Source organism: Microbacterium saperdae (genome assembly GCF_006716345.1).
Classification (GTDB): domain Bacteria; phylum Actinomycetota; class Actinomycetes; order Actinomycetales; family Microbacteriaceae; genus Microbacterium; species Microbacterium saperdae.
This window is the reverse complement of sequence record NZ_VFOX01000002.1, coordinates 447,175-472,602: the sequence shown is the minus strand read 5'-3', so window position 1 is coordinate 472,602 and position 25,428 is coordinate 447,175. Positions and strand designations below refer to the sequence as shown.

The 25,428-nt window shown below is 68.0% G+C and carries 24 protein-coding genes; 18 read left to right on the top strand and 6 right to left on the bottom strand.

Annotated elements, in window-relative coordinates; genetic code table 11:
* Positions 1-794: 794 nt before the first annotated feature.
* The gene (locus FB560_RS16895) at positions 795-1,613 is read left to right on the top strand and encodes a shikimate 5-dehydrogenase (protein WP_188895018.1); all 819 of its coding nucleotides are present in this window, start codon (positions 795-797) and stop codon (positions 1,611-1,613) included.
* A gap of 63 nt (positions 1,614-1,676) precedes the next feature.
* Here FB560_RS16895 and FB560_RS16890 read toward each other — a convergent pair whose 3' ends face one another.
* Both FB560_RS16890 and FB560_RS16885 read right to left on the bottom strand, forming a co-directional pair.
* A complete protein-coding gene (locus tag FB560_RS16890) occupies positions 1,677-2,510 on the bottom strand; it encodes an aldo/keto reductase (RefSeq protein ID WP_141873717.1) in 834 nt (277 codons plus the stop codon).
* A 32-nt stretch (positions 2,511-2,542) separates the two neighbouring features.
* Complete coding sequence (locus FB560_RS16885) at positions 2,543-3,733, bottom strand: MFS transporter (RefSeq protein ID WP_141873716.1); 1,191 nt, start codon at positions 3,731-3,733, stop codon at positions 2,543-2,545.
* A 115-nt stretch (positions 3,734-3,848) separates the two neighbouring features.
* Between FB560_RS16885 and FB560_RS16880 the strand changes: the two genes are divergently transcribed.
* The 7 genes from FB560_RS16880 to FB560_RS16850 all read left to right on the top strand — a co-directional run bounded on the left by FB560_RS16880 (position 3,849) and on the right by FB560_RS16850 (position 10,778).
* Complete coding sequence (locus FB560_RS16880) at positions 3,849-4,298, top strand: MarR family winged helix-turn-helix transcriptional regulator (protein WP_141873714.1); 450 nt, start codon at positions 3,849-3,851, stop codon at positions 4,296-4,298.
* Between the two features lie 137 nt (positions 4,299-4,435).
* Positions 4,436-5,461, top strand: a complete 1,026-nt coding sequence (locus FB560_RS16875; RefSeq protein WP_170198193.1) for a LacI family DNA-binding transcriptional regulator — start codon at positions 4,436-4,438, stop codon at positions 5,459-5,461.
* Between the two features lie 83 nt (positions 5,462-5,544).
* Positions 5,545-6,864 carry an ABC transporter substrate-binding protein gene (locus tag FB560_RS16870; RefSeq protein ID WP_141873711.1) on the top strand — a complete coding sequence of 440 codons (1,320 nt, stop codon included), beginning with the start codon at positions 5,545-5,547 and terminating at the stop codon, positions 6,862-6,864.
* Positions 6,865-6,914: 50 nt separating this feature from the next.
* Positions 6,915-7,841: a carbohydrate ABC transporter permease gene (locus FB560_RS16865; protein WP_141873708.1), complete on the top strand. Its 927-nt coding sequence runs from the start codon at positions 6,915-6,917 to the stop codon at positions 7,839-7,841.
* Complete coding sequence (locus FB560_RS16860; RefSeq protein ID WP_141873706.1) at positions 7,841-8,707, top strand: carbohydrate ABC transporter permease; 867 nt, start codon at positions 7,841-7,843, stop codon at positions 8,705-8,707. Before FB560_RS16865 ends, FB560_RS16860 begins: the two co-directional genes overlap by 1 nt.
* Before the next feature lie 26 nt (positions 8,708-8,733).
* A complete protein-coding gene (locus tag FB560_RS16855; protein WP_141873705.1) occupies positions 8,734-9,831 on the top strand; it encodes a DUF2961 domain-containing protein in 1,098 nt (365 codons plus the stop codon).
* Positions 9,828-10,778 (top strand): carbohydrate kinase family protein, encoded by a 951-nt coding sequence (locus FB560_RS16850; RefSeq protein WP_141873703.1) that lies wholly within the window; start codon positions 9,828-9,830, stop codon positions 10,776-10,778. The genes FB560_RS16855 and FB560_RS16850 overlap by 4 nt, the downstream gene beginning before the upstream one ends.
* Before the next feature lie 6 nt (positions 10,779-10,784).
* Here the strand turns inward: FB560_RS16850 and FB560_RS16845 are convergent, their stop codons facing one another.
* From FB560_RS16845 to FB560_RS16840, 4 genes are all read right to left on the bottom strand, one after another.
* Positions 10,785-11,630 carry a CPBP family intramembrane glutamic endopeptidase gene (locus FB560_RS16845; protein WP_170198192.1) on the bottom strand — a complete coding sequence of 282 codons (846 nt, stop codon included), beginning with the start codon at positions 11,628-11,630 and terminating at the stop codon, positions 10,785-10,787.
* A 173-nt stretch (positions 11,631-11,803) separates the two neighbouring features.
* The gene (locus FB560_RS21085) at positions 11,804-11,938 is read right to left on the bottom strand and encodes a hypothetical protein (RefSeq protein ID WP_267901920.1); all 135 of its coding nucleotides are present in this window, start codon (positions 11,936-11,938) and stop codon (positions 11,804-11,806) included.
* 110 nt (positions 11,939-12,048) lie between these two features.
* A complete protein-coding gene (locus FB560_RS21080) occupies positions 12,049-12,174 on the bottom strand; it encodes a hypothetical protein (RefSeq protein WP_267901919.1) in 126 nt (41 codons plus the stop codon).
* A 96-nt stretch (positions 12,175-12,270) separates the two neighbouring features.
* Entirely contained in the window at positions 12,271-13,212 is a 942-nt protein-coding gene (locus FB560_RS16840; protein WP_267901918.1) for a LacI family DNA-binding transcriptional regulator, read from the bottom strand.
* Positions 13,213-13,384: 172 nt separating this feature from the next.
* On the opposite strand from FB560_RS16840, the gene FB560_RS16835 reads away from it, so the two are divergent.
* The 10 genes from FB560_RS16835 (at position 13,385) to FB560_RS16790 (ending at position 25,406) form a co-directional block, all read left to right on the top strand.
* Positions 13,385-14,899, top strand: coding sequence for a mannitol dehydrogenase family protein (locus tag FB560_RS16835; RefSeq protein WP_141873697.1), 1,515 nt, complete (start codon positions 13,385-13,387; stop codon positions 14,897-14,899).
* A complete protein-coding gene (locus FB560_RS16830) occupies positions 14,896-15,900 on the top strand; it encodes an L-idonate 5-dehydrogenase (protein ID WP_141873695.1) in 1,005 nt (334 codons plus the stop codon). The genes FB560_RS16835 and FB560_RS16830 overlap by 4 nt, the downstream gene beginning before the upstream one ends.
* Before the next feature lie 38 nt (positions 15,901-15,938).
* Positions 15,939-17,333, top strand: a complete 1,395-nt coding sequence (locus FB560_RS16825; protein ID WP_141873693.1) for an MFS transporter — start codon at positions 15,939-15,941, stop codon at positions 17,331-17,333.
* 81 nt (positions 17,334-17,414) lie between these two features.
* Positions 17,415-18,644 (top strand): D-mannonate dehydratase ManD, encoded by a 1,230-nt coding sequence (gene manD, locus FB560_RS16820; protein ID WP_141873691.1) that lies wholly within the window; start codon positions 17,415-17,417, stop codon positions 18,642-18,644.
* Positions 18,634-19,293, top strand: coding sequence for a bifunctional 4-hydroxy-2-oxoglutarate aldolase/2-dehydro-3-deoxy-phosphogluconate aldolase (locus tag FB560_RS16815; protein ID WP_141873689.1), 660 nt, complete (start codon positions 18,634-18,636; stop codon positions 19,291-19,293). The genes manD and FB560_RS16815 overlap by 11 nt, the downstream gene beginning before the upstream one ends.
* Positions 19,290-20,243 carry a sugar kinase gene (locus FB560_RS16810; protein WP_141873688.1) on the top strand — a complete coding sequence of 318 codons (954 nt, stop codon included), beginning with the start codon at positions 19,290-19,292 and terminating at the stop codon, positions 20,241-20,243. Before FB560_RS16815 ends, FB560_RS16810 begins: the two co-directional genes overlap by 4 nt.
* Positions 20,244-20,268: 25 nt before the next feature.
* Positions 20,269-21,129 (top strand): helix-turn-helix transcriptional regulator, encoded by an 861-nt coding sequence (locus FB560_RS16805; RefSeq protein ID WP_141873686.1) that lies wholly within the window; start codon positions 20,269-20,271, stop codon positions 21,127-21,129.
* A gap of 157 nt (positions 21,130-21,286) precedes the next feature.
* Positions 21,287-22,207: an ABC transporter ATP-binding protein gene (locus FB560_RS16800; protein WP_141873684.1), complete on the top strand. Its 921-nt coding sequence runs from the start codon at positions 21,287-21,289 to the stop codon at positions 22,205-22,207.
* Between the two features lie 11 nt (positions 22,208-22,218).
* On the top strand, positions 22,219-23,277 hold the full coding sequence (locus tag FB560_RS16795; RefSeq protein WP_141873682.1) for an iron-siderophore ABC transporter substrate-binding protein: 1,059 nt from the start codon (positions 22,219-22,221) through the stop codon (positions 23,275-23,277).
* Between the two features lie 86 nt (positions 23,278-23,363).
* Positions 23,364-25,406 carry an iron ABC transporter permease gene (locus tag FB560_RS16790; protein WP_141874596.1) on the top strand — a complete coding sequence of 681 codons (2,043 nt, stop codon included), beginning with the start codon at positions 23,364-23,366 and terminating at the stop codon, positions 25,404-25,406.
* Positions 25,407-25,428 lie beyond the last annotated feature (22 nt).

Here is a 25,428-nt window from a genome sequence, read left to right as displayed (position 1 = left end):
CGGAGACGATCGAATCCCCTTGTGCATGCACCTTCACCATAGGGGAGGATGCACGATCTCGCCACGGACGATTCGTCCAGGCGGCGAGATCCGCGAAGGTCGGGGAGAAGATCCGCGAGGATCGCAGGTTTCGGGAGGAGACAGGGCGTTACAGCACGGAGGCACCTCCGTTCGCCCGTCTCCCCCGAATCCGCGGACGCCGGCAGCGCCAGGGGCGAATTTCTCGCACGGCTGGGCGACGTCCGGCGACGACGCGCGGCGGCCATCAAACCGAATCGGTCACGCCCGATGCCGCGTCGGCCGTCGCTGAAGGGTAGGCACCGCCCCGAGGCGAGGGAGAGTTGGAATGCCTCGTGGGCGGTGCCGGCTCTGGGTGCGCGCGTGGCGCGACGTCATCCGCACCGGGATGACTGCGTGCCGGCGATGCGCCAGCGCACGGGTGAGAGGGCGGCCGGGGAGAGGCCACCCTCTCGGGGACGACGGCGTGGGGACCGTCTCCCGGTCTGCACCGTGCGCCGCATAAGTGCGTCCATGTCGTCTCCCCGGATCATTTCGGGAGCGGATCGCGCGGCCGTCGGGCCGGCCGCGGATCGCGTCCCTTGACTACCGAGCACGTTAGGGAACACAGCGAGCGAGCGGAAAGAGCGCCGTCATCTCGCCTTGGTTACGCCGGGCTCTCCACGGTGATTCCCGGGGATTCTGCGGCGATACGCCGATTTCCGGTCCCGATGATCCGGCCGCGCAGGGGTGCCGAGAACCGGTGTGCGGCGCGGTCCCACGAGTAGCCTGGAGCGGTGACGATGCTCAACAAGGACATGACGCTCTGTATCTCGTTGTCAGCGCGCCCGAGCAACAACGGAACCCGCTTCCACAACCACCTCTACGAGGCGCTCGAGCTGAACTGGATCTACAAGGCGTTCGCGCCGACGGACCTCGCGAACGCGATCGCCGGCGTGCGTGGCCTGGGTATCCGCGGGTGTGCGATCTCCATGCCGTACAAGGAGGACGTGATCGCTCTGGTCGACCGGATGGACGCCTCGGCGACCGCGATCGATTCCGTCAACACGATCGTGAACGACGACGGGGTTCTGGTCGCGTACAACACCGACTACTCCGCGATCGCGCAGCTGATCGAGCGGAACGGCCTCGATCCGGCGTGCTCCGTGCTGCTGCGCGGCTCCGGAGGCATGGCGAAGGCGACGGCCGCCGCGTTCCGGGACGCCGGCTTCACCGCGGTGACGATCGTCGCCCGGAACGAGGATCTCGGCCGCGCGCTGGCCGCGCAGTACGGATTCGGATGGCAGGCGGATGCCGCGGGGCTGGAGGCCGACATCCTGGTGAACGTGACTCCCCTGGGCATGGCGGGCGGGCCCGACGAGCACGCCCTCTCGTTCGAGGACGCCGCGATCACCGCATCGTCGGTGGTGTTCGATGTCGTCGCGCTGCCGGCGGAGACCCCTCTCGTGAAGGCCGGGCGCACGGCAGGCAAGACCGTCATCACAGGCGCAGAGGTCGCGACGCTGCAGGCCCTCGAGCAGTTCGTGCTCTACACCGGCATCCGTCCGTCCGCCGAGCAGGTGCGGGCTGCAGAGGAGTACATGCGCGCGCAGTAGCGCGCCGACGACGCACGGCCCCCACGAGCAGTCATGCTCGTGGGGGCCGTCGTCGTCGAGGGCTCAGCCGTTGAACTGTGCGGGATGCGGCCCGGTGCGGCCGTCGCGCTCGAGCAGGTCGATCGCCGCGAGCTCCTCCGGCGAGAGCACGAAGTCGAAGACGTCGAGGTTCGCGGCGATCCGCGCAGGGGTCACCGACTTCGGGATCACGACACGACCCTGCTGCAGGTGCCACCGCAGCACCACCTGCGCGGGCGTCTTGCCATGGCGCTCGGCGATCGCGACGATGGCCGCCTCACCGAGCACCGCGCCCTGTGCCAGCGGGCTCCAGGCCTCGGTGAGGATGCCTCGGCTCTCGTTCGCGGCGACGACCGCCCGATTCTGCAGAGCGGGATGCAGCTCGACCTGATTCACCGCTGGCACGATGCCCGTGTCACCGATGATGCGCGCGAGATGCTCGGGCTCGAAGTTCGAGACGCCGATCGCGCCGACCCGTCCATCGGAGTACAGACGCTCGAGCGCACGCCAGGTCTCGGCGTAGGTGTCGCGGGCGGGGGTCGGCCAGTGGATCAGGAACAGGTCGAGACGGTCGAGCCCGAGGCGCACCAGCGACTGGTCGTAGGCACGCAGTGCCGCGTCGTAGCCGTGATCGTCGACCCAGACCTTCGAGGTGACGAACAGCTCGTCGCGGGGCAGCCCGGACTGGGCGATCGCGCGACCGACACCCACCTCGTTGCCGTAGATCGCTGCGGTGTCGATGCTGCGGTAGCCGGCTTCCAGAGCGCTCGAGACGGCATCCGTGGTCTCGTCATCGGGCACCTGGAAGACGCCGAAGCCGAGCTGGGGCATCTCGAGCCCGTTGTTGAGGGTGAGGGTGGGGATGGGGGGAGTGGTCATGCTCGTTCTTTCTCTTTCGGGGAAGTGGGTGGTCACGCCGTGACAGTGGCGAAGCTCGCCGTGTCGGTGCGGGGACGGGTGCGTGCGGCGAGGAAGACGGCGACGAGCATCACACCGAGAGCGGATGTCGTGAGTGCGGCGCCGATCCAGATGGGCGACACGTAGCCGAGGCCCGCCGAGATGCCGACGCCTCCGGCCCAGGCGCCGAGCGCGTTGCCGACGTTGAATGCGCCGATGTTCGCACCGGAGGCGAGCGTCGGGGCGCCTCCGGCGTAATGCATGATGCGGCTCTGCAGGCCGGGGACGGTGCCGAAACCGAACCCGCCCATGAGCACGAGGATGACCATGGTCGCCGGCTGCGACCAGGCGAGGAGCGCGAAGGCGACGAGCACCACGGCGAGCGCGGCGATGAAGCCGACCAGCGTGCGATCGACCGAACGGTCGGCGAGACGCCCGCCGATCGCGTTGCCCGCCACGAGGCCGAGGCCGAACAGCACGAGCAGCCACGGCACGGCCGCGGACGCGAATCCGGTCACGCTCGTGAGCGTGTAGGCGATGTAGGTGAACGCGCCGAACATGCCGCCGTAGGCGAGGATCGTGACCAGCAGCGAGAGCCAGACCTGTCCGGATCGGAAGGCCGAGAGCTCTCGACGCAGACTGACGGCTGCTTCGCTGCTCCGAGGGGCGCGCACCAGCGCGGCGATGCCGACGAGAGCGACGACGCCGATGACGGAGATCACCCAGAAGGTCGACCTCCAGCCGAACTGCTGGCCGAGGAAGGTACCGAAGGGCACGCCGAAGACGTTGGCCGCGGTCAGCCCGGTGAACATGATCGCGATGGCGCGGGCCTTCTTCTCCGGGGCGACGAGGTCGGCCGCCACGACGGAACCGATTCCGAAGAAGGCGCCGTGCGCCAGGGCTGCGACGATCCGTCCCGCCATCGCGACGCCGTAGTCCGGCGAGAGCGCGGTGAGCACGTTGCCGGCGATGAACAGCACCAGCAGTCCGAGGAGCACCGGCTTGCGGGGGAGTCGTGTGGTCGCCGCCGTCAGCAGCAGTGCACCGACCACGACGCTGAGGGCGTACCCGGAGATCAGCCATCCCGCGGTCGCTTCGGTGACGCCGAAGTCGGCGGCCACCTCGGGCAGCAGCCCCATGATGACGAACTCGGTGAGTCCGATTCCGAAGGCGCCGATGGCGAGTGCGATGAGTCCGAGTGGCATGGGTGTGCTCCGAGATCCTCTGCTAAAGTAGTTGCAGACGCGGGATTTTGCGTCCGAGACATAATGATTGCACGCGCAAGTAGTTTACGCAAGCAACTATCTCTGGAGGTCACTCATGGGCATCTCAGACGACGCCGTCGAGATCCGCGCGCGCGGATGGCGCACTCTCGCCGCGCTGCACGGCATCATCGAGGCCGAGCTGGAACGCGCTCTCGCCTCGTCGGCGGGACTCTCCGTCGTCGAGTACACGGTGCTCGACGCCCTGAGCCGCCAGGACGGCTGGCACATGCGGATGCAGCAGCTGGCGCGCGCCACCGCGCTGAGCCCCAGCGCCACCACCCGCCTGGTCACCCGACTCGAGGACCGCGGGCTGCTGACCCGCATCCTGTGCCTCGACGACCGCCGAGGCATCTACACCGAGCTGACGCCGGCGGGACGGACACTCTACGAGAAGGCGCATCCCATCCACGACGAGGCACTGGAACGCACCCTCGGCGAAGCGATCACGCAGCCCGAACTCGCGCCGGTCGTGCACGCGCTGCAGGGCAGCCCCGCGCTCACCTGATCCATGCGAGAGTAATTCGGTAACAGTCGCATAACGCGCTTTGCGTCAACGCGTTTGACGCACATAGCTTCACATCAAACGTTTGACCCCCGCTAATCGGGTCGTCAGTCAAACGATTGATGTCAAAGGAGCATTCGATGATCACGCTGAAGGATCTCGCTGCCGCCGTCGGCGTCTCCGCCTCAGCAGTCTCGCTCGTGCTCAACGATCGCGATGAGGGGCGCGTGAACGCCGACACAGCACGGCGCATCCGCGCGGTCGCCGCTGAGATGGGCTACATCCCCAATGTGCTGGCTCGCGGACTCCGCACCAGACGCACGCACACGATCGGCCTGCTCTCCGACGGCGTCGCGAGCATCCCGTTCGCCGGTCGCATGCTCGAGGGCGTGCAGACCTCCGCCTGGGATGCCGGATACCTGGCGATGCTCATCGACACCGCCAACCGCCCTGAACTCGTCGCCCAGTCCACGAAGTCGTTGTTGCAGCGCGATATCGAAGCCATGATCCTGGCTGCCGAGTATCACCGGGTCGTGCCCCTTCCGCCCATCCCTCCCACGATCCCCGTGGTGATCCTCAACGGCATACCCGACGACCCCGCTGCCGCCGACTCCGTGGTTCCGGACGAAGCAGGAGGCGCGTCCGCCGCCGTGCGCCATCTGCTGGAGGCCGGCCATACTCGCATCGGGTTCTGCACCGTGTCGGGCGATCGATTCATTGCATCGAAACTCCGCTTCGAGGGATATCGGGCCGCGCTCAGGGAGCACGCCGTCGAGTACGACGCGGAGCTCGTACTCGAACTCGCAGATCCCAGCACTGCGAACGCGGTCGAGCCGCTGCGAGAGTTTCTGTCTTCCGCAAGAAGGCCGAGCGCTCTGTTCTGCTTCTCGGATCAGATCGCGTTCGCCGCCTACCAGGTGTGCGCAGATCTCGGTCTGAGCATCCCGGGAGACCTGTCCGTGATCGGCTTCGACGACCAGGAGTTCATCGCCGAAGCGCTGCGTCCGGGTCTCACCACCGTGCAGCTCCCCCACCGCGAGATGGGCGCATGGGCTGCGAAACGCGCGGTCGATCGCATCCACGGATCGGCTATCGGGCCCCCGCAGTCCGCACAGATCCGGTGCCCACTCATCATCCGCGGCTCGGTGACCCCTCACACCAGCTGATCCCCCTCTCACTTCCGGCGACGCACCGCATCGCCGGTATTCGGCGCGCCCTTCGCGCCACCCACCCACCCATGGAGGAAAGAATGACAACCGTAAAGCGCATCACGTTGCGCATGGCCGGAGGCATCGCCGCCGCCGCCGTGGCGATGTCACTCGCGGCGTGCGGCTCGTCCGCCGACGACGCCGGAAGCGATACATTCACGATCCTGCAGTACGAGAATCCGGAGAGCGCGCAGGGCCAGGGTTGGCAGCTCGCGCTCGAGATCTTCCAGAAGAAGCACCCGGATGTGAAGGTCGACTTCCAGACCACGAGCTTCGACGCCATGCGGCAGAACGCGAAGATCACCCTCACCGGCGACAAGGTGCCGGATGTGATCGAGTTCAACAAGGGCAATGCGGACGGCGGACAGCTCGCCGGGCAGGGACTCCTCGCACCCTTGGATGACCAGGTCGCCGAATACGGCTGGGACGAGAAGGTCACCGGCGGCATGCAGGCGTTCGCTCAGTATGACGAGCAGGGACTCGCCGGATCCGGCAACTGGTACGGAGTACCGAACATCGGCGAGTACGTGATGTTCTACTACAACAAGGAGCTGTTCGCAGAAGCGGGCATCACCGAGCAACCGGCCACGCTCGAAGAATTCGAAGCGAACATGGATGCTCTCGTCGCGGCGGGCATCACCCCCATCTCTTCATCCGCGTCGACAAGTCAGGGCTTCAACCAGATGTGGATCTGGTACTCGCTCGTGGCGGCAGAAGCTGATCGCGCAGGCATCGACGACTTCATGTTCCTCCGCGAACCGGTCGACTTCTCGAAGGCTCCTTGGAAGACGGCCGCCGATCGCTTCCAGTCTTGGATCGACAAGGGCTATGTCGGCGAAGAGCTGGGCGGCCTCAACTTCGAGCAGGCCACAGTCAACTTCCTCAGCGGAGACAAAGCGATGCTGATCTGGAACCAGGGCGAGTTCGCGCGCATCCGTGAGCAGGCCACTTTTGACTGGGGCTACTTCACCCTTCCGGGCGCGAACCTGCAGATGGGGTCGAGCGGTCACTTGTGGGGCGTGCCTGCGAACGCCAAGAACAAGGAGCTCTCATACGACTGGATCGACATCACGCTCAGCGAAGAAGTGCAGAACAAGATCGGCCAGCTCGGAGGGCTTCCGCTCGCCGGAGACGCCTCCACGATCGAGGACGAGCTGACGCGCGAGTACACCGAACGCTTCAACGAGCTGCTCGCCAACGACTCGCTGGCGTTCTACCCGGATTACCCCGTACCGGGCTTCCTGGACTTCATCCAGTCGAACATGCAGGCCATGTCCAACCGGAACGAGGATGCAGACGAGTACACCGACAAGCTCCAGAAGTTCTACGACGAAGGACGCGAGACGGCTCTGGCCGGCTGACCGAACCGGGGGCCGTCGGCGACGGCGGCCCCCACTGAAAGGAGGATGCGATGCCGTCGAGCACCGCTCTCACACGAAGGCCGATCGACCGACGCGCATCGTATTGGCTCTACCTGCTGCCGCTGGCCGCGGGCTTCATCATCGTGGTCGCCGCGCCGTTCGTGATGAACGTCTACACCAGCCTCTTCCACTGGAAGGGGGGACAGGCGCCGATGCGCTGGGCGGGCCTCGAGAACTACATCGCCCTGTTCTCCGACGACACCTTCTGGCGATCCTTCCAGAACACGCTGGCGATGATCGTCGCGATCACCGTCGTCCCGACCATCATCGGGATCCTGCTCGCCGCGCTGCTCTTCGACTACCTCGGTCGGCGCTTCGGCGACAAGGCGATCGCTGTACTGCGCGCCACCTACTACGTCCCGCAGATTCTCCCCATCGCTGTCGCCGGCTTCATCTGGGCCTGGATCCTCGACACGCAAAACGGCTCGATCAACCTGGCTTTGAAGGGTCTCGGCATCATGAGCCCGCCGGATTGGCTCGGCAACCCGGACATCGCGATCTACGCCGTGATGTTGATGCTGATCTGGTTGCAGATCGGGTATCCCGTCGTGATCTTCATGTCTGCGCTGCAACGCGTCGATCCTGAGCTGTATGAGGCGGCCGAACTCGATGGCGCCGGATGGTGGCGACGTTTCCAGGCGATCACCATCCCACAGATCCGACCGGAGATCTTCGTCGTCGTCCTCACCGCGACGATCGCTGCCCTCAAGGTCTTCGCACCGATCCTCATCCTCACCGGAGGCGGCCCCGAGGAGTCGACGACGGTGCCCTCGTACTACGCCTATCGCAACTTCTTCGAGCTATCCCGAGTGGGCTACGGATCGACCATCGCGACCGTGATGTCGATCGTCATCTTCGTCGTCGCCACCGTGATGCTCGTCTGGCAGCACCGCGAGAACAGAAAGGAGCTCAGCTGATGTCATCTCTGCCGCTCATCGATCCGACCGCATCCAACAGGCCGCGCCGCACCAGGACGAACTGGATCATGCTCAGCGTCGCCATCCTCGTCGCCATCGTGATGGCGTCCCCGTTCCTCCTGCTCGTGCTCAACGCATTCAAGACGGGCGCCGACTACTCGGCGCACGGTCCTCTGGCGTGGCCGACGACGTTCACGTTCGACGCGTTCACGAGCTATCTCGCGCGCGTGAACTTTCCGCTGGCGCTGTGGAACTCGATCTTCAGCTCGACGATCATCGCGTTCGCGGGCACCGGACTCGCCCTGCTTGCCTCCTACGCCATCGGGATCGGACGGATTCGCGCCCGCACGGCAGTGACTGCGGTGCTCTTGATCGCGACGATGGTGCCGCACGAAGCGCTGATCTACCCGCTGTTCTACGGGGCACAGGCCACGAAGACCCTGAACACCGTCTGGTCGATCATCATCGTGTTCACAATCCTGTGGGCGGCCTACGGCACCTACATCCTCTCGAGCGTCATGTCGACATTCCCCCGTGAGGTGCTGGAAGCGGCTGCGATCGACGGCGCGAACCGCTGGCGGATCCTCTGGACCGTCGTGTTCCCGATCGTGCGTCCCACTCTTACGGTCCTGGTGGTGTTCATCTTCATCTGGTCGTGGAACGAGTTCTACATCCCGTTGATCCTGCTCGCCGATCCGGCGTCGCAGACCGTGCCGATCGCGCTGTCGACGCTGCGCGGACAGCACTCCATCGACATCACGGTCGTCAATGCCGGCTCACTCCTCTCCCTGATCCCCACACTCATCTTCTTCCTCATCTTCCAGCGCACCATCACTCGCGGCGTGACCGCGGGAGCAGTGAAGTAAGACCCACCGAAAAGGAACCCCACACGATGTCCAACTCCTGGAATCGCCTGCGCAACGACGGCACGATCCGCAGCCACACGATCAACGCCGAGAACCCGACGGGAGCCCCTGGTTCAGCCGGTGCGGCCAGTTCCGTACTCGGCCCCGGCCGCAAAGGAAGCGCCTGGTACGAGTTGCCCGCCGGCGAGAGCATTACCCTGGCCGACATCTCCGGCGGAGGAGTCATCCGCCACATCTGGATCACCGTCACCGACGCCACCGAGGCGGGGCCGTTCGTACTCCGCGATCTCGTCCTGCGCGCCTACTGGGACGGCGCAGAGCATCCGCAGGTCGAGGTGCCGCTCGGCGACTTCTTCTGCAACGGATTCGGCGCGCGCACCCTCGTGACCTCCGAGCCGATCGTGGTGGCGCCGACGAGCGGGATGAACTCCTACTTCCCCATGCCATTCCGCACCGGCGCACGCATCGAGATCACGAGCGAGCACAAGGGCGACATCGGCCACGTGTTCTTCCAGATCGACTACACCACAGGCGACCGGTTCGAGGAGTGGCCGGGGTACTTCCACGCGCAGTGGCGGCGTAGTAACGGCACCACTGCGCTCGGCGAGGACCATGTGATCGTCGACGGCATCCGCGGCACGGGTACCTATGTCGGGACCTACGTCGCCCTAGCCTCCCTGCAGCGCTACTGGTGGGGCGAGGGCGAGGTGAAGTTCTACGTCGACGACGACGGCGATCTGCCCTCCCTCTGCAGCACAGGTCTCGAGGACTACGCCGGCGGCGCGTGGGCCTTTCAGAACGAGTTGAGCGCCGAGTCGGAGCCCGAACCCATCACGTTCAGCGCTCCCTACTTCGGGTACCCGTTCGCCAGCGCGAAGGACGAGACCCGCGCTTCGGAGTTCTGGACGCCCATGCTGCCGATGCACGGGATGTACCGCTGGCACCTCCCCGATCCGATCTTCTTCCAGGAACGGCTCGCCGTCACTGTGCAGCAGATCGGCACCTGGGACCACGGCCTGTTCGAGCGTGCCGACGACATCTCGACCACGGCGTACTGGTATCAGGACACCGTGGGAGCGCCCTTTCCGGCACTCCCTTCCGCACGGGAACGCACTCCACGATGACCGGCACCCGGCTATCGGAGGTCGTCGTCGTCATCGGGGAGGCCCTGATGGACATCGTCCGCAGAGACGGGGTCGTCATCCACGAGGCGCCCGGCGGAAGTCCTGCGAACGTGTCGCTCGCAGTGGCGCGACTCGGCGCCAGCTCTCATCTCCTCACGGCGTTCGGAGACGATGACCACGGCTCACGTATCCGGGAATGGCTAGATGAGGCAGGAGTCGAGACGTGCCGCACCCGGTTGGATCGGACGGGGACAGCGGTTGCTGATCTCGGACCTGATGGTTCGGCTACCTACGAGTTCGACCTGTGCTGGAAGCTCTCCCAGCCGCCGATCGACGATATCGACCCCGGTATCGTGCACGCTGGTTCGATCGCGGCCATATTGCCACCCGGGAGCACTCAGGTGCAGGAGATGCTGGCCTCTGCACGAGCACATTCGCTCACGACATATGACCCCAACGTGCGTCCTGCGCTTCTGCCCGACCACGCCGGGGCGGTTCGCGACGTGGAGGATATGGTTTCCTCCGCCGACGTCGTGAAGGCGAGCGATGACGACCTGCGCTGGCTCTACCCCGAGCGCTCACCGCTGCGCAGCGCCTCGGAATGGCTCGCCCGCGGTCCGGCACTCGTTGTGGTGACGGGAGGCGGAGAAGGGGCCACCGCCGTGACTTCCGCGTTCACGGTCACGAGCGAAGCTCGCCGAGTGGACGTTGTCGACACCGTCGGCGCGGGCGATGCCTTCATGGGAGCCCTCATCGTTGCACTGCTGAGGAGGGGATATGCGAACGCAGCAGCTCGGGATCGTCTGCGCGCCGTCGGCGCAGGAGAGATCCGGGAGCTTCTGGAGTTCGCGACCGATGCTGCGGCGATCACCGTGTCTCGGCCGGGGGCAGATCCGCCCTTCCAGGACGAGATGACCGCTGCGAGCTCGAGGAGCGGCCTCATCTGACGCGCGTCACGCGGGCAGCGTCGGTGCCTTCTCGGCCGCCGGCAGCACGCGCCCGCGGATGAGGAACAGCGCCACGATGCCGAACAGGATCACGGCCCAGTTGCCGGTGGCGGCGATGACCAACCAGATGTTCTGCGCGCCCTCGGCCGCCGTGTCGATACCGCCGGTCGACAGGAAGAGGGTCGGGTCCGTGAGACCGTGCATCACGATCGCCCAGACGATGCTCCCGGTCACCCGCATGATGACGTACATGCAGATGCCGAAGAAGAACGTGTAGACCAGCAGGATGGCGATCGTGGGGGTGAAGCCGGTCCCGATCGCGTTGACGAGGTGCATCAGAGCGAAGAGCGCGGAGGAGAGCACCGCGACGACGAGCTCCTTGTAGCCGGCCTTGCGCAGCAGCGCCACGCCGGCTCCACGGGTCACCAGCTCCTCGGCGATGCCGATGAACAGGCCCGTGATGAGCGACACCACGACCACTCCGGCCGGGAAGGCACCGTAGTCGATCCCGATGAAGCGGAGGATGATCGGATACGCGACCACGGCGACGGCGATCCACATCCACGGACGTCCGTCGATCGGCTGCCGCGCGAAGACGGGCTTGATCCAGCCGATGACGGCCAGGAAGGCCAGGATGACGACTGCGCCCACCCCGATCGGGAGAAGCAGCTCGATCGCGACGTTCGTGACACTCGCGAAGGGGCCGCCGTCGACGATCAGGTGACCGAGAGTGAGCCCGACCAGCTGTCCGACGCCGAGGTAGACGACGAGATAGGCGGCAGTGACCAGGAGCGCACGCCACCATCCGCCCCGATGCCAGAAGCCGTCGCGCGTCTGCCAGAAGTCCGCCATGCTCTCCACCCCTCCGGTCACCGGTGCGACCGTCCGATTCATCCTGACGGCTGGAGAAGGTGGTGTCCACACGCGATATACCGGCGTGTCCCCGAGTCGGCATCCGCGTCGCGGGACCAGACGCTCCTCGGGCCGCAAAGGCCGGGCTCGTCAGATCCCGCGACCCGCGCCGATCAGGCGGTCGCGCTCTTGCGCGGCTTGATGAACGTCTCAGGCTCCTGCTTCGAGCGCTTCGCGAGGCGCTTCTCCTTCAGAGAGAGCTGCGGAACCTTCTTGCCGTCGCGTGCCTGCGGTGACTTCTTGGACATCTGAAACTCGCTTCCCCTTGTTGGCTGGCGGCTGACACTCCCGACCATAGCCACTTCCCAGGGGAAGTCAAATTACCGCTGAACAGGAAAAAAATCCCGATCGTCTGCGCTCACTCGTCTTCGCGCGCCAGCTTGATCTGCTCCTCGACCTCTTCCGGAACCTCCGGCTCCTCCGGCACCTCCGGAAGGCCGGAGAAGTCCTCGTAGCTGTTGATCAGAGCATCTGGATTCGACATCGTGCACTCCACTCCTCGACGGGTCTCTCCTCTCCAGGGTCGTACGGACGCGCCGGAAAAGGAAGGGCCATCGAGTCGTGAGGGCTCGGACGCGCGTCAGGCCGACGGCGCCGCCGTCGACGCACGCACGATCAGCTGCGAGCCGAGCGTCACGATGTCGCTGATCACGACTCCCGACATCGCCTGCAGCAGCAGGTCGACCGCGAGCGCGCCGCTGCGTTCGATCGGCATCCGCACCGTGGTGAGGGCCGGGGTCACGGCTCCGGCGAGGTCGATGTCGTCGATCCCGACGATGCTGATGTCGGCGGGGCAGCGCCGACCGAGCTCGATCATCCCGGCTTCGAGACCGAGTGCGACGAGGTCGTTGTAGGCGACGACCGCCGTGGCACCGCTCGCGGCTGCGGGTGCGGCAGCCGCGCGGCCACCCTGGATCGATGCCGCATGATGGCTCAGAGGGGTCAGACGGATGCCGTGGCGCTCACAGGCGCGAGCGATCGTGTCGGCGCGGCGCACATCCGCCCAGGAGCCGCGCGGTCCCGCGGCATAGGCGATATGCGTGTGGCCGAGCGCGACGAGGTGCTCGATCGCCTGCGTGGGTCCATGCTCGGTGTCCATCAGCACGCAGGCCGCGCCGTCGATCTGGCGGTTGACGACGACGTAGGGGGTGTCGCCGACGAGTGCCAGCACCTCGGCGTCGGGCAGTCGGGGCGAACACAGCAGCATGCCGTCGAGCTTGCGGGCCTGCTCGATCTGCTCGCGCTCGCGCCGCAGGTCCTCATCGGCGTCGAAGAGCACGATGCGGTGGCGACCGTGCCACGCCTGTCCCTGGATCGCCTTGAGCAGTGTCGCGTAGACGGGGTTCGCGACGTCCGGCACCACGACGCCGAACGTGCGCGTGGCGACGGCCGACTGCGGCGTGGAGTAGCCGAGGTCGGTCGCGGCCTGCAGCACGCGCTCGAGCGTGCCCTCCGCCAGCCGCTCCGGCTCACCGAAGGCACGGGATGCCGTGGCGATGGACACGCCTGCGCGCCTCGCCACGTCCGTCAATGTCGCTGCCACTGTCGCCTTCCGGTTATCCCGCAATCCTACGATCCCCGTCGTCGATGTAAAACAGGTTGACAAGTTTGTACAACTCATACACACTTCTTTACATGACGATCATCGCCGATCACCCCCAGTGGTGCGCCGAAGCCCGTGAGGGGAACACCCCATGAGCATCCAGGCCCCCACGCTCGGCCGCATGTCGCCCGGCACGGCATCACTTCCCGCGTCGCCCTCCGGCGCCGGCATCCTGCACCTCGGACTCGGCAGCTTCCACCGCGCGCACCAGGCGGTCTACACCGCCGCCGCACTGCAGAGCACCGGCGGCGACTGGGGCATCGTCGGCGTCGCGTCGCGTTCTCGCGCTGTCGTCGATGCGATGCACGCGCAGGACTTCCTCTACTCCGTCGCGACGATCTCCCCGTCCGGAACCTCGCTCACCGTCCCCGGGGTGCACACCGACGCGTTCGTCGGCGCTGCCCAGCCCGAGCGCGTCGTCGCGCATCTCGCAGATCCCGGCATCCGCATCGTGACGCTCACCGTCACCGAGAACGGCTACAGCTACTCGGCAGCCACCCAGCGACTCGACCTCGACGACCCCACCGTGCAGGCCGACCTGCGCGGTGGGGCACCACGCTCCACGATCGGCCAGCTCGCCCGCGGCCTGCAGGCCCGTGCCACCGCCGGTGGCGCCCCCCTGTCGGTGCTCAGCTGCGACAACCTGTCTGCCAACGGCGCCCACACCGAGAAGCTCGTGCGCGAGTTCCTCGACGCGCTCCCCCGCGGGGAAGGCGCAGACACCCTCGCCTTCCTCGATCAGTCGGTCAGCTTCCCCTCCAGCATGGTCGACCGGATCGTGCCCTCCACCACGGCGCAGCTGCGCGAACAGGTGAGCACGCTCCTCGGCGTGCGCGACGAGGTTCCGGTCCCCGCCGAGCCGTTCACGATGTGGGCCATCGAAGACCGGTTCGCCGGCGGCCGCCCCTCGTGGGAGGCCGGCGGCGCGGTCTTCACGAACGAGGTCGGACGCTATGAGCAGATGAAGGTGCGGCTCCTCAACGGCACCCACTCCCTCATCGCCTACCTCGGAGCACTGCGCGGCGTCGCGACGATCCCCGAAGCCATCCGTCTCGACGAGATCGAGGATGCGGCGCGCACGATCCTCCGCGGCGAGTACGAGCCGTCGGTCGACGTCCCCTCCGGTGTCGACATCCGCGAGTACGAGAGCCAGCTGTTCGAGCGCTGGGGCAACACCGCACTCGGCCACCGCACCAGTCAGGTCGGCACCGACGGCTCGGTCAAGCTCCGCCAGCGCATTCCCGAGCCCGCCCTGCTCGCTCTGCGCGAGGGCGAGATGCCGCACCTGATCGCGCTGACCGTCGCCGGCTATCTGTCGTGCCTCGCACCTCTGCCCGGCTTCGACCCCGGTCTGCACGCCGCCGCCATGACGGATGCCGCGCGCGAGCGTCTCGCCGCCCTCGCCGCGACCGCACGCCACGGACGCGACCTCGCCGAGCGTGTGATCGCCGGACTGCAGCTGTTCGGTGATGAACTCGCGGGACAGGACGCGTTCATCACCCGCGTCGGTGAACTGATCGACATCATCCGCGGTCCTGGCATCGACGCGGCCATCTCCGACGCCGTCTCGGCATCGCACACGATCATGAAGGAGGGGCGACGATGAAGGCGCTCGTCATCCACGGCAAGGAAGACATCCAGTGGGAGGACCGCGAGGTCCCTCAGCCCGGTGACGGTGAGGTGCGGCTGCGCGTCGGCTTCGTCGGCATCTGCGGATCGGACCTGCACTACTACTTCCACGGCGCGAACGGGGAGTACACGATCCGTGAACCCCTCATCCCCGGTCACGAGCTCTCGGGCGTCGTCGACCTCGACCCGTCAGGGCGCCTCGCGCCAGGGACTCCGGTCACGGTGCACCCCGCCCGCTACGGCCCCGCCCTGCCCGGTCTCGAGGACCGTCCGCACCTGCGCCCCGGTGGCGACTACTTCGGCAGCGCGGCGACCACTCCGCACCGCCAGGGTGGCGCGGCCGAGCTGCTGATCGTCGAGGACCACATGGTGCGCGTGCTCCCCGACAACCTGCCGCTGGAGCGGGCCGCCCTCGCCGAGCCGCTGGCGGTCGCCCTGCACGCCGCGGGACTCGCAGGAGACCTCACCGGCCGCCGCGTGCTGGTCATCGGCGCCGGGCCCATCGGTCTGCTCGTGGTCGCCGCGGCCGTGCACGCCGGAGCAGGCGTCGTCGGCGCCAGCGACGTGCGCACCGAACCCCTCGACCGCGCGCAGGCACTCGGCGCGACCGAGCTCTCGCTGGTCGGTCGCGACACGATCGAGAACGAGTCGTACGACGTGGTCTTCGAGTGCTCCGGCGTCGGCGTCGCGCTCACGCAGGCCGTCCGGGCCACGCGCCGCACCGGAACCATCGTGCAGGTCGGCATGCTCCCGAACGCGGAGATCGGGGTCAACCTCGCACCTCTGCTCGCGAAGGAGCTCACGATCCGCGGCGCCTTCCGCTTCTCGACCGAGATCGACGACGCGGTGGCGATGCTCGCCGAGTCCGATGCCCTCGACCCGGTCATCTCCCACATCATCCCCGCATCCGACGCCGTGCGCGCGTTCGAGCTCGCTCGCGACTCGTCCGCTTCGGCCAAGGTCCTGCTGTCCCTCTAGCGATACCCACCCGTTCCTGGTCCAAAGGAGTACCTCCCATGTCAGAACCGCAGACGACGGCGCAGGCCGTCGACGATCCCACCGCGAAGAGGTCGGTCAAAGACCTCGTCCGCGCCGCCATCTCCGGGTGGCTCGGCACCGCCCTCGAGTTCATGGACTACCAGCTCTACTCGCTGGCCGCTGCGCTCGTGTTCGCCGATCTGTTCTTCTCCTCCGAGAACCCCGCCGTGGCGGTCGTCGCGGCGATGGCGACCTACGGCGTCGGCTACGTCGCCCGCCCGGTCGGCGCGTTCTTCTTCGCTCGTCTCGGTGACAAGACCGGACGCACGAAGGTGCTGTTCTACACGATCCTGCTGATGGGTCTCGCGACGACTCTCATCGGCTTCCTGCCGACGTACAACCAGGTGGGCGTCCTCGCGCCGATCCTGCTCGTCCTCCTCCGCATCGCGCAGGGCTTCGGCGCCGGTGCGGAGATCTCGGGCGCCGGCGTCATGCTCGCCGAGTACGCCCCGGCGAAGCGTCGCGGCATCATCGCCTCGCTCGTGGCCCTCGGCACCAACTGCGGAACCCTGCTCGCCTCCGGTATCTGGGCCATCCTCCTCGTCGCATACAGCGAGCAGGAAGTCATCGACTGGGCATGGCGCATCCCCTTCATCGGCAGCGCGATCATCATGCTCTTCGCGATCTGGGTGCGTTTCAACCTCAAGGAGACCCCGGTCTTCGAGGAACGCGATGACGTCGTCGACGGCAAGGCGCTCTCCCGCGAGGAGACGATCCAGCTCGCCACCGAGACTGGCGACGTGCGCACCCTCGAGGCGATGGAGCGCAAGCCCTGGAAGGCATTCTCGATCGCCCTCCTGCTGCGCTTCGGACAGGCCGGCAACTCCGGCATGATCCAGACGTACCTGATCAGCTACATCACGGTGGTGCTGCTGCTCGACCGCTCGATCGGCGTCAACGCCGTGATCGTCTCGTCGCTCGTCGCGTTCATCACCGTGCCGCTGTCCGGCTGGCTCGGCGACAAGTTCGGCCGCAAGCGCATGTACATGATCTGGGCGGTCATCGCGCTGATCATCATCATCCCGACGATGCTCATGATCAGCAGCGGTGTCACGCTGCAGGTCTTCATCGGCTACGTGGTGCTGCACAACCTCGCGGTGATGAGCTTCGCGTCGCTCGAGAACCTCACGCTCCCGGAGCTCTTCGGCGCCCGGAACCGCTACACGTTCACGGCGATGGCCCGCGAGATCGCCGCCATCATCGCGACCGGTGCGGGTCCCGTCATCGCCGCCGCGTGGGTCTCGGCCGTCACCGGCTCGTTCATCCCGATCATCATCATGCTCTTCATCTTCACGCTGAGCGCGCTGATCGCATCGATCTGGATGCCCGAGGTCGCCGGCCGCGATCTCACCGATCCGCGCGACGCGATCTGATCGCACCGACACCCACTCGGGGTGCGGCCGCCCGAACGGTCGCACCCCGCATCCCACCCCCACTCCTGAGGAACCTCTGCCATGACCATCGATCTCGTCGACGTCAACATCACCAGCCCCGGACGCAACTTCGTCACGCTCAAGATCACGACCTCCGACGGCATCGTCGGGTGGGGTGACGCCACGCTCAACGGCCGCGAGCTCGCGGTCGCCTCCTACCTCGCCGATCACGTGGCCTCGATGCTCATCGGCCGCGACGAGGACCGGATCGAAGACACCTGGCAGTACCTCTACCGCGGACCGTACTGGCGCCGCGGACCCGTCACGATGGCCGCGATCGCCGCGGTCGACATGGCGCTGTGGGACATCAAGGCCAAGAAGGCCGGGATGCCGCTGTACCAGCTGCTCGGCGGCGCGAGCCGTGAGGGCGTGCGGGTCTACGCCCACGCCTCCGGCACGGACTACGCCGCGCTAAAGAACGCGATCACCGGTTACGAAGAGCTCGGCTACACCGCCGTGCGCGTGCAGACCGGTGTTCCCGGCCTCGGCCAGATCTACGGCGTCTCGGCCACCGGCCCCGGCGTGCGCTACGACTACGAGCCCGCCAAGCGCGTCGAGAACGGCCGTCCCAGCGAAGAGCGGTGGGACACCCGCAACTACCTCAACCACATGCCGGGGATCTTCTCGCAGATCCGCGAGGACTTCGGCACCGACCTGCGCATCCTGCACGACGGCCACCACCGGATGACGCCGATCGAGGCCGCACGCTTCGCGAAGGACATCGAGCCCTACGACCTGTTCTGGCTTGAGGACTGCACGCCCGGTGAGGATCAGTCCGCGCTGCGCCTGGTGCGCCAGCACTCCACCACGCCGCTGGCGATCGGCGAGGTGTTCAACTCGGTGTACGACTACCAGACCCTCATCACCGAGCGCCTGATCGACTACGTGCGCTCGGCCGTCACGCATACCGGTGGCATCACGGCGATGAAGAAGCTGCTCGACTTCGCCGCGATCTACGGCATCAAGTCCGGCATCCACGGGCCCACCGACATCTCCCCCGTCGGCATGGCCGCCGCTCTGCATCTGGACCTCGCGATCCACAACTTCGGGATCCAGGAGTACATGCCGCACAACGAGAAGACGCTCGAGGTGTTCCAGACCTCGTTCACGTTCGACAAGGGCTTCCTGCACCCCGGCGAGCAGCCCGGCCTGGGTGTCGAACTCGACGAGGACGCGGCATCCGGATACGAGTACACCAAGGCCTACCTGCCGGTGAACCGTCTGCTCGACGGGACCGTGCATGACTGGTGAGCTCCGCCCCTCCACCCGGACGCGGGTCGCGCTGCCCGCGCGCACGGTCGAGTCCCGGCTGATCGTCGTCGCCCGCGCGCAGCGGGCAGAGGACTACGAGCCGGTGCTCGACGTGCTGATCGACGCGGGCATCCGCAGCATCGAGCTCACGCTCACGACGCCGGGCACGTTCGACCGGCTGCCTCAGCTGCTCGCACGGTACGACGGAGCGGCCGACCTCGGTGTCGGCACCGTGACGAACAGCGAGGACCTCGCCCGCGCGGTCGACGCCGGAGCCCGCTACCTCGTCACCCCGATCACCTCGACGTCGTTCGTGCAGCAGGCGACGGATGCCGGCGTGCCGATCGTTCCCGGCGGACTCACCCCCACCGAGCTTTTCGCGTCGTGGTCGGCGGGCGCCTCGGCTGTGAAGGTGTTCCCCGCCGGTCAGGTCGGCCCCTCGTATCTGAAGGATCTGCGCGGCCCGTTCCCCGACATCGTCGCGGTGCCTTCGGGCGGCGTCGACCTGGCGGGGGCAGAGGCGTGGCTGGCCGCGGGTGCGGTCGCGGTGAGCGTCGGCGGTCCGCTGCTGGGCGACGCGTTCGGCGGCGGCGATCTCGGCGCACTGCGTGACCGGGCCGAGGCCTTCGTCGCGGTCTGCGCGCGATGACCCGACCCTCGGTGGTCACGCTCGGCGAGACCATGGCGCTCGTGCGCACCACGGAGATCGGGTCGCTGCGCCACGCGTCCGAACTGCGGTTCGGCATCGGCGGGGCGGAGAGCAATGTCGCGATCGGTCTGTCTCGACTCGGCGTGGCCGTGTCGTGGTTGGGCCGCATCGGCGACGAGTCGATGGGCGAGCGCGTACTGCGCGAGATCCGCGGCGAGGGCGTCGACGTGCGCGCGGTCGTCGATGCGGATGCTCCCACCGGCCTCATGGTCAAGGAGAAGCCGTCCTCGTCGTCGACCGCCGTCCACTACTACCGGGCCGGATCGGCAGGCTCGCGGGTGCGCGCATCCGATCTGCCCGAGGGCTGGGTCGAGGAGGCGACACTGCTGCACGTCACCGGTATCACGCCGCTGCTGTCGGAGTCGGCCCGCGGCGCCGTGCACACCGCCATCGACCGCGCGAAGAGCGCGGGGGTGACCGTGAGCTTCGACATCAACTACCGGTCGAGGCTGGCCGCGGCGGCCGTCGCAGGTCCTGTGCTCCGTGAGATCGCCGAGCGCTCCGACATCGTGTTCGGCGGGGCCGAGGAGTTCGGCGTGCTGTATCCGGACGCGGCGCCGGGTGAAGCTGCAGTCGTGCTCAGAAGCGCCGGGTGCGAAGCGGTCGTCGTCAAGCTCGGTCCCGACGGCGCGGCCGTGTACACCCGCGATGCCGTCGTGTCGTCGCCCGGGTTCGTGATCGACGTGGTCGACACGGTCGGCGCCGGTGACGCGTTCGTCGCCGGGTACCTCAGCGCCCTGCTCGCCGGCCTCGACCACGACGCGACTCTGCGCCGCGCGAACGCGTGCGGGGCGATGGCCTGCCTGGTGCCGGGCGACTGGGAGGCCGCGCCGACGTCGCGCGAGCTCGAAGGGTTCCTCCTCGGCGATGCCGATCCGGTGCGGCGCTGAGACCGCGCCTTCGTAGACTCGGCACATGGACGAGGCGCAGACGGTGACCGACGCGCACGGGGAGACGGAGTCCCGCGGCGCGTGGCGTCGCGAGGACAAGACCGTCGTGCTGCACGAGATCCAGGTGCCGCACGTGGTCCCCGCGCCGTTCGCGATCCTGTCGGAGAGCGTGTTCGTCGAGGCGCCGCTGGAGTTCGATCCCCACACGCATCCGCTCCATGAGCTGGTCTGGGTCCGCGGAGGAACCATGACGGTGCGCCTGGCGGATTCGATCGTCACGGTTCCCGATGGCCATGGGTTGTGGATACCCGCCGGCACGGTGCACTCCGGCCGCACGACGGCGCGCACCGTCCTCTACGACGCGCTCTTCGACCCCGCCCGCTCGGCTGTCGAATTCGCGCACGCGACGACGATCGAGGTGACGCCGGTGCTGGCCTCGCTGCTCACCCATCTGGAGCGGAAGGACCTGAGCGAGAGCGCCCGGATGCGGGCGGAGGCCGTGGTCTTCGACGTGCTGCTGCCGTCGCCGCAGCAGCTGAGCCTGCATGTGCCGCACGCCGAACGGGTCGGGCCCATCGTCTCCGCGCTCCTGGACGATCCCACGGATGAGCGCACGCTCGGCGAGTGGGCGGACAGCATCGGGATCAGTGAGCGGACCGTCGCCCGCCTCTTCCGCACGCACACCGGGCTGTCGTTCCTGCAGTGGCGTCAGGCGCTGCGCGTCCACCATGCGCTGTCGCTCCTCGCGGAGGGCCTGGCGGTGCAGGAGGTGTCGGAGTTGATGGGCTACGCGCAGTCGAGCACGTTCATCGCATCGTTCAAGAGAGTGATGGGCACGACGCCGGGCGCGTATCTCGCGCGGACCGCATCCGACGCGATTGTCTGAAACGCCGTATCGGCTGTCGTAGAGCCTCGATTGCGGACGCCGGAGGCGCGGCTTAGCCTGATTAGGCAAGGTAACCCTAAAAACGACTCCGTCGTGCGTTCCGCTGTCCGGTCGAAGGGACCTGCACCCCTCCCGATTCCCGACGCAGGGTTCCCTCATGGCTGACGCCCCCCGTTCGACCACCCGTGCACAGACGCCCGACCCCGCCGACGCGCGCGTCGCCGCCCGCCTCGCCGGCACGGCGCTGGTTCTGGGCTTCGGCGGGCAGCCGGTCGTCGACGGCGTCTCGGTCGAACTCCTGCCCGGACGTGTGACGGCCCTCGTCGGCCCGAACGGATCAGGCAAGTCGACGCTGTTGCGGGGCCTGGCGCGACTTCACGCGGTCACCGCTGGACATGTCGCGCTCGGCGGCGGGGCGACGGATGCCGAGGAACGTGCGGTGTCGGCGCTGAGCGCACGCGAGTTCGCCCAACAGGTCACACTGTTCGCGCAGTCACGGGTCGCACCGCAGGGGTTGAGCGTGCGCGAGGTCGTCACGTTCGGACGCCACCCCTACCGCCGCCGCTTCTCGGGCATGAGCGACCAGGACCGCGCGGCCGTCGACGCCGCACTCGACGCGACCGGCGTCCGCGGCATGGCCGAGCGAGCGGCGGGCGAGCTCTCCGGCGGCGAGCTGCAGCGGGTGTGGCTCGCCGCATGCCTCGCGCAGGAGACCGGCGTGGTGCTGCTCGACGAGCCCACCAACCACCTCGACCTCCGCTATCAGGTCGAGACACTCGACCTGATCCGTGATCTCGCCGACGTGCACGGCGTCGCGGTCGGCGTCGTGCTGCACGACCTCGACCATGCCGCCCGCATCGCCGACGACCTGCTCCTGATGACGTCGGGGCGCATCCTCGCCTCCGGGACCCCGATCGAGGTGCTCACGGCAGAGAACATCGGCGCGGCCTACGAACTGGCCGTCGACGTGCACCTCGACCCACGCACCGGACGCCTGCGGATCGATCCGGTCGGACGCCACACGGCGCGGCTCCACGAATCCGTCCCTCCCGCCTCCCCTTCCACCGACCGTTCCTGAGAGGACAACCCATGCCCCGCCCCCGCCTCCTCGCGGCCCTCGCCGTCGCCGGCGTCGCCGCGCTCACGCTGACCGCCTGCGGCACCACCGACATCAGCGCCGGCAGCGACACGACCACCGACGCCGTCTCGTCGCAGAGCTGCACCGACGACACGACGACCACGGCGACCGGCCCGGTCTCGGTGACCGACAGCCTCGGCCGCACGGTCGAGCTCGACAAGCCCGCCGAGCGGGTCGTCGTGCTGGAGTGGCAGCAGACCGAGGACCTCCTCTCGCTGTGCGTGACGCCGGTCGGGGCCGCGTCGACCGCCGACTACACGACCTACGTCAGCGCCGAGCCGCTTCCGGACAGCGTGACCGATGTGGGAGAGCGCGGCGAGCCCGACCTCGACACCCTCTACGGCACCGACCCCGACCTGATCATCATCGAGGCGTACAGCGCCGACGACGAGCTCCTGAAGAAGCTCGAAGAGCGCGACATCCCGGTGCTGGCGACGATCGGCGCCGACGGCACCGGTCAGATCGCCAACATGAAGAACGTGTTCTCGCTGATCGGCGAGGCGACGGGGCGCACCGAGCGCGCGGACGCGGTTCTCGCGGAGTTCGACCAGCACCTCGCCGATGCGAAGGCCGAGGTCGCCGACGCCGACCTCGCCACGACCGACTTCGTGTTCTTCGACGGCTGGATCGAGAGCGGCAACGTCGTCATCCGCCCCTACGGCAAGGGTGCGCTGTTCACGGAACTCGGCGAGGAGCTGGGTCTGACCGGCGCCTGGACCGATGAGATCAACGACTCCTACGGCAGCGGCGGGGTCGATCCCGCCTACGGTCTGGCGCAGACCGACATCGAGGGTCTCACTGCTGTCGGCTCCGCGAACCTGATCTACTCCAACGACGGCACGGCGGAGAGCTACGTCACCGAGCTCGAGAAGAGCTCGATCTGGACCTCCCTGCCGGCCGTCAAGGAGGGCCGGGCGTTCGAGTTCCCCCCGGGTGTCTGGGGCGCCGGCGGACCGCGTTCCGGCGAGCAGGCGATCGACGCCTTCGTCGACGTCATCGTCGGGAAGTGACCTCACCGACCCTTCTCACCACCACCGGCCGGTCCTCCGACACGGAGGCGCCGGCCGGTGGCGAGAGCGTGTCGAACCGCCGGGTGATGCTCGGCGGGTTCGGCCTCCTTCTCGCACTGATCGTCGCCGTCGCGGCCGTCGGTCTCTGGCATCTGACCCAGGGCACGTCCGGTGTCGGCGCGGGAGACCTGCTCCGCGCGCTGAACGGCGAGGAGGTCAGCGTCGGCGGGGTGTCCGTCAACGACATCTTCACCGGCTCCCGGCTGCCGCGACTGCTCGCGGGTGTCGCGGTCGGCTTCGCGCTCGGCGTGGCCGGCGCGCTGCTGCAGTCCGTCACCCGCAACATGCTCGCCTCGCCCGACACGCTCGCCGTGACCGCCGGGGCGTACTTCGCCCTCACCGCCGTCGCCGCGTTCGGGCTGTCCGTGCCGCTGTGGGCATCGAGCGGGGTGGCCTTCGTCGGCGGACTGCTCGCGGCAGCCCTCGTGCTCGGACTGACCGGACGCGCGGCCGGCACCTCCACCACGCGCCTGATCCTGGCCGGCTCCGCGATCGCGATGGCGCTCGACGCCGGCACCGCGATGCTGCTGATCCTGTTCAAGGAGAACACGACGGGACTGTTCGCCTGGGGCAGCGGCTCGCTCGGACAGCTCAACATCGACGCATCCGTGCGCGCAGCACCGATGATCGTCGCGGTTCTCCTGATCGCCCTCCTGCTCTCCCGTCGCCTCGACGTGCTCGGACTCGGCGATGACGCCGCCTCCTCGCTCGGGGTGCCTGTGCGCTCCACACGCATGGTCGCCGTGCTGTGCGCCGTGCTCCTCACCAGCACCGCGGTCACCCTCGCCGGCCCGATCGCGTTCGTCGGTCTGGGCGCTCCCGTTCTCGCTCGGCTGCTGGCCCGCCGGGTGCCGGCGCTCCGGCGACACGTCTTCCTCGTCCCGACCGCGGGACTCCTCGGCGCACTCCTGATCCTGCTCGCCGACGTCGCCCTGCGCGCGATCCTCGGCGCCGAGGGGGCGACCTCGATCCCCACCGGCATCCCGACCGCCCTTCTCGGTGGCATCGTCATCGTGATCCTCGCGCTGCGGATGCGCGACGCCGGGGCGGCTCGGGCGATCCGCACCATCCATTCGACGTTGCGCACCCGGAGGCGCTTCCTGGTGGTGGCACTCGTGGCCACTGCCCTGCTGCTCGCGGCGGTCGTGATCGCCCTGCTCGCCGGCAGCCTGTGGCTGCGCACGGGCGACATCCTGCTCTGGATACAGCACAGCGCGCCCGACCTCGTGGCGCGTGCGCTGGACGAACGCGCACCCCGGATCGCGGCCGCGGTGCTCGCCGGCGCCGCTCTCGCCCTCGCCGGTGTGGCCGTGCAAGGCACTGTCCGCAACCCGCTCGCCGAGCCGGGACTGCTCGGTATCACCGCCGGAGCGGGGCTGGGCGCCGTGATCGTCGTGACCACCGGATTCGGCGGCGGCGGACGCCCGGCGCTCATCACGATGGCCATCGTCGCCGGCCTGCTCACGTTCGGACTGATAGCCCTGCTCGCCTGGCGCGGTGGATTGCTCCCCGACCGTTTCGTGCTGGTGGGCATCGGATGCAGCTATGCGATCAGTGCCGTCACGGCCTTCCTGCTGCTGCGCTCCGACCCCTGGGAGACGCCGCGCATCCTGACCTGGCTCTCCGGCACCACGTACGGCCGCTCGCTGCCCGATGTGCTGCCCGTCGCGATCGTGCTGCTCATCGCGATCCCGATCCTGCTGAGCATGCGCCGCGAGCTCGATCTGCTCGCGATCGATGAGGACACTCCGCGCATCCTCGGGGTTCCTCCCGAGCGGACCCGGCTGGGCGTGCTCGCCCTCGCCGCCGTGCTGGCCGCGGTCGCCGTCATCGCCGTCGGCACCGTGGGCTTCGTCGGTCTCGTGGCACCGCACCTCGCACGCACCCTGGTCGGCGCCAGGCACGGCCGCGTCATCCCGGTCGCGATGGTGCTCGGCGGGCTGTTGGTGCTGGTGGCCGACACCCTGGGTCGTACGCTGATCGCGCCGTCGCAGCTCCCGGCCGGACTCATGATCGCGCTCGTCGGCGCCCCGTACTTCGTGTGGCTGCTGCGGCGGATGCGCGACTGAGGTCACCGGCGCCCCGAGGGGT

Bases quoted from the DNA above. Each gene is read 5' to 3' on its own strand.
- FB560_RS16880 (WP_141873714.1), top strand. From the start codon at position 3,849: ATGGGCATCTCAGACGACGCCGTCGAGATCCGCGCGCGCGGATGGCGC.
- FB560_RS16800 (WP_141873684.1), top strand. From the start codon at position 21,287: ATGGCTGACGCCCCCCGTTCGACCACCCGTGCACAGACGCCCGACCCC.
- FB560_RS21080 (WP_267901919.1), bottom strand. From the start codon at position 12,174: ATGTCGAATCCAGATGCTCTGATCAACAGCTACGAGGACTTCTCCGGC.
- FB560_RS16790 (WP_141874596.1), top strand. From the start codon at position 23,364: ATGCTCGGCGGGTTCGGCCTCCTTCTCGCACTGATCGTCGCCGTCGCG.
- FB560_RS16850 (WP_141873703.1), top strand. From the start codon at position 9,828: ATGACCGGCACCCGGCTATCGGAGGTCGTCGTCGTCATCGGGGAGGCC.
- FB560_RS16825 (WP_141873693.1), top strand. From the start codon at position 15,939: ATGTCAGAACCGCAGACGACGGCGCAGGCCGTCGACGATCCCACCGCG.
- FB560_RS16845 (WP_170198192.1), bottom strand. From the start codon at position 11,630: ATGGCGGACTTCTGGCAGACGCGCGACGGCTTCTGGCATCGGGGCGGA.
- FB560_RS16885 (WP_141873716.1), bottom strand. From the start codon at position 3,733: ATGCCACTCGGACTCATCGCACTCGCCATCGGCGCCTTCGGAATCGGA.
- FB560_RS16860 (WP_141873706.1), top strand. From the start codon at position 7,841: ATGTCATCTCTGCCGCTCATCGATCCGACCGCATCCAACAGGCCGCGC.
- manD (WP_141873691.1), top strand. From the start codon at position 17,415: ATGACCATCGATCTCGTCGACGTCAACATCACCAGCCCCGGACGCAAC.
- FB560_RS21085 (WP_267901920.1), bottom strand. From the start codon at position 11,938: ATGTCCAAGAAGTCACCGCAGGCACGCGACGGCAAGAAGGTTCCGCAG.
- FB560_RS16870 (WP_141873711.1), top strand. From the start codon at position 5,545: ATGACAACCGTAAAGCGCATCACGTTGCGCATGGCCGGAGGCATCGCC.
- FB560_RS16795 (WP_141873682.1), top strand. From the start codon at position 22,219: ATGCCCCGCCCCCGCCTCCTCGCGGCCCTCGCCGTCGCCGGCGTCGCC.
- FB560_RS16815 (WP_141873689.1), top strand. From the start codon at position 18,634: ATGACTGGTGAGCTCCGCCCCTCCACCCGGACGCGGGTCGCGCTGCCC.
- FB560_RS16830 (WP_141873695.1), top strand. From the start codon at position 14,896: ATGAAGGCGCTCGTCATCCACGGCAAGGAAGACATCCAGTGGGAGGAC.
- FB560_RS16865 (WP_141873708.1), top strand. From the start codon at position 6,915: ATGCCGTCGAGCACCGCTCTCACACGAAGGCCGATCGACCGACGCGCA.
- FB560_RS16805 (WP_141873686.1), top strand. From the start codon at position 20,269: ATGGACGAGGCGCAGACGGTGACCGACGCGCACGGGGAGACGGAGTCC.
- FB560_RS16835 (WP_141873697.1), top strand. From the start codon at position 13,385: ATGAGCATCCAGGCCCCCACGCTCGGCCGCATGTCGCCCGGCACGGCA.
- FB560_RS16890 (WP_141873717.1), bottom strand. From the start codon at position 2,510: ATGACCACTCCCCCCATCCCCACCCTCACCCTCAACAACGGGCTCGAG.
- FB560_RS16855 (WP_141873705.1), top strand. From the start codon at position 8,734: ATGTCCAACTCCTGGAATCGCCTGCGCAACGACGGCACGATCCGCAGC.
- FB560_RS16810 (WP_141873688.1), top strand. From the start codon at position 19,290: ATGACCCGACCCTCGGTGGTCACGCTCGGCGAGACCATGGCGCTCGTG.
- FB560_RS16875 (WP_170198193.1), top strand. From the start codon at position 4,436: ATGATCACGCTGAAGGATCTCGCTGCCGCCGTCGGCGTCTCCGCCTCA.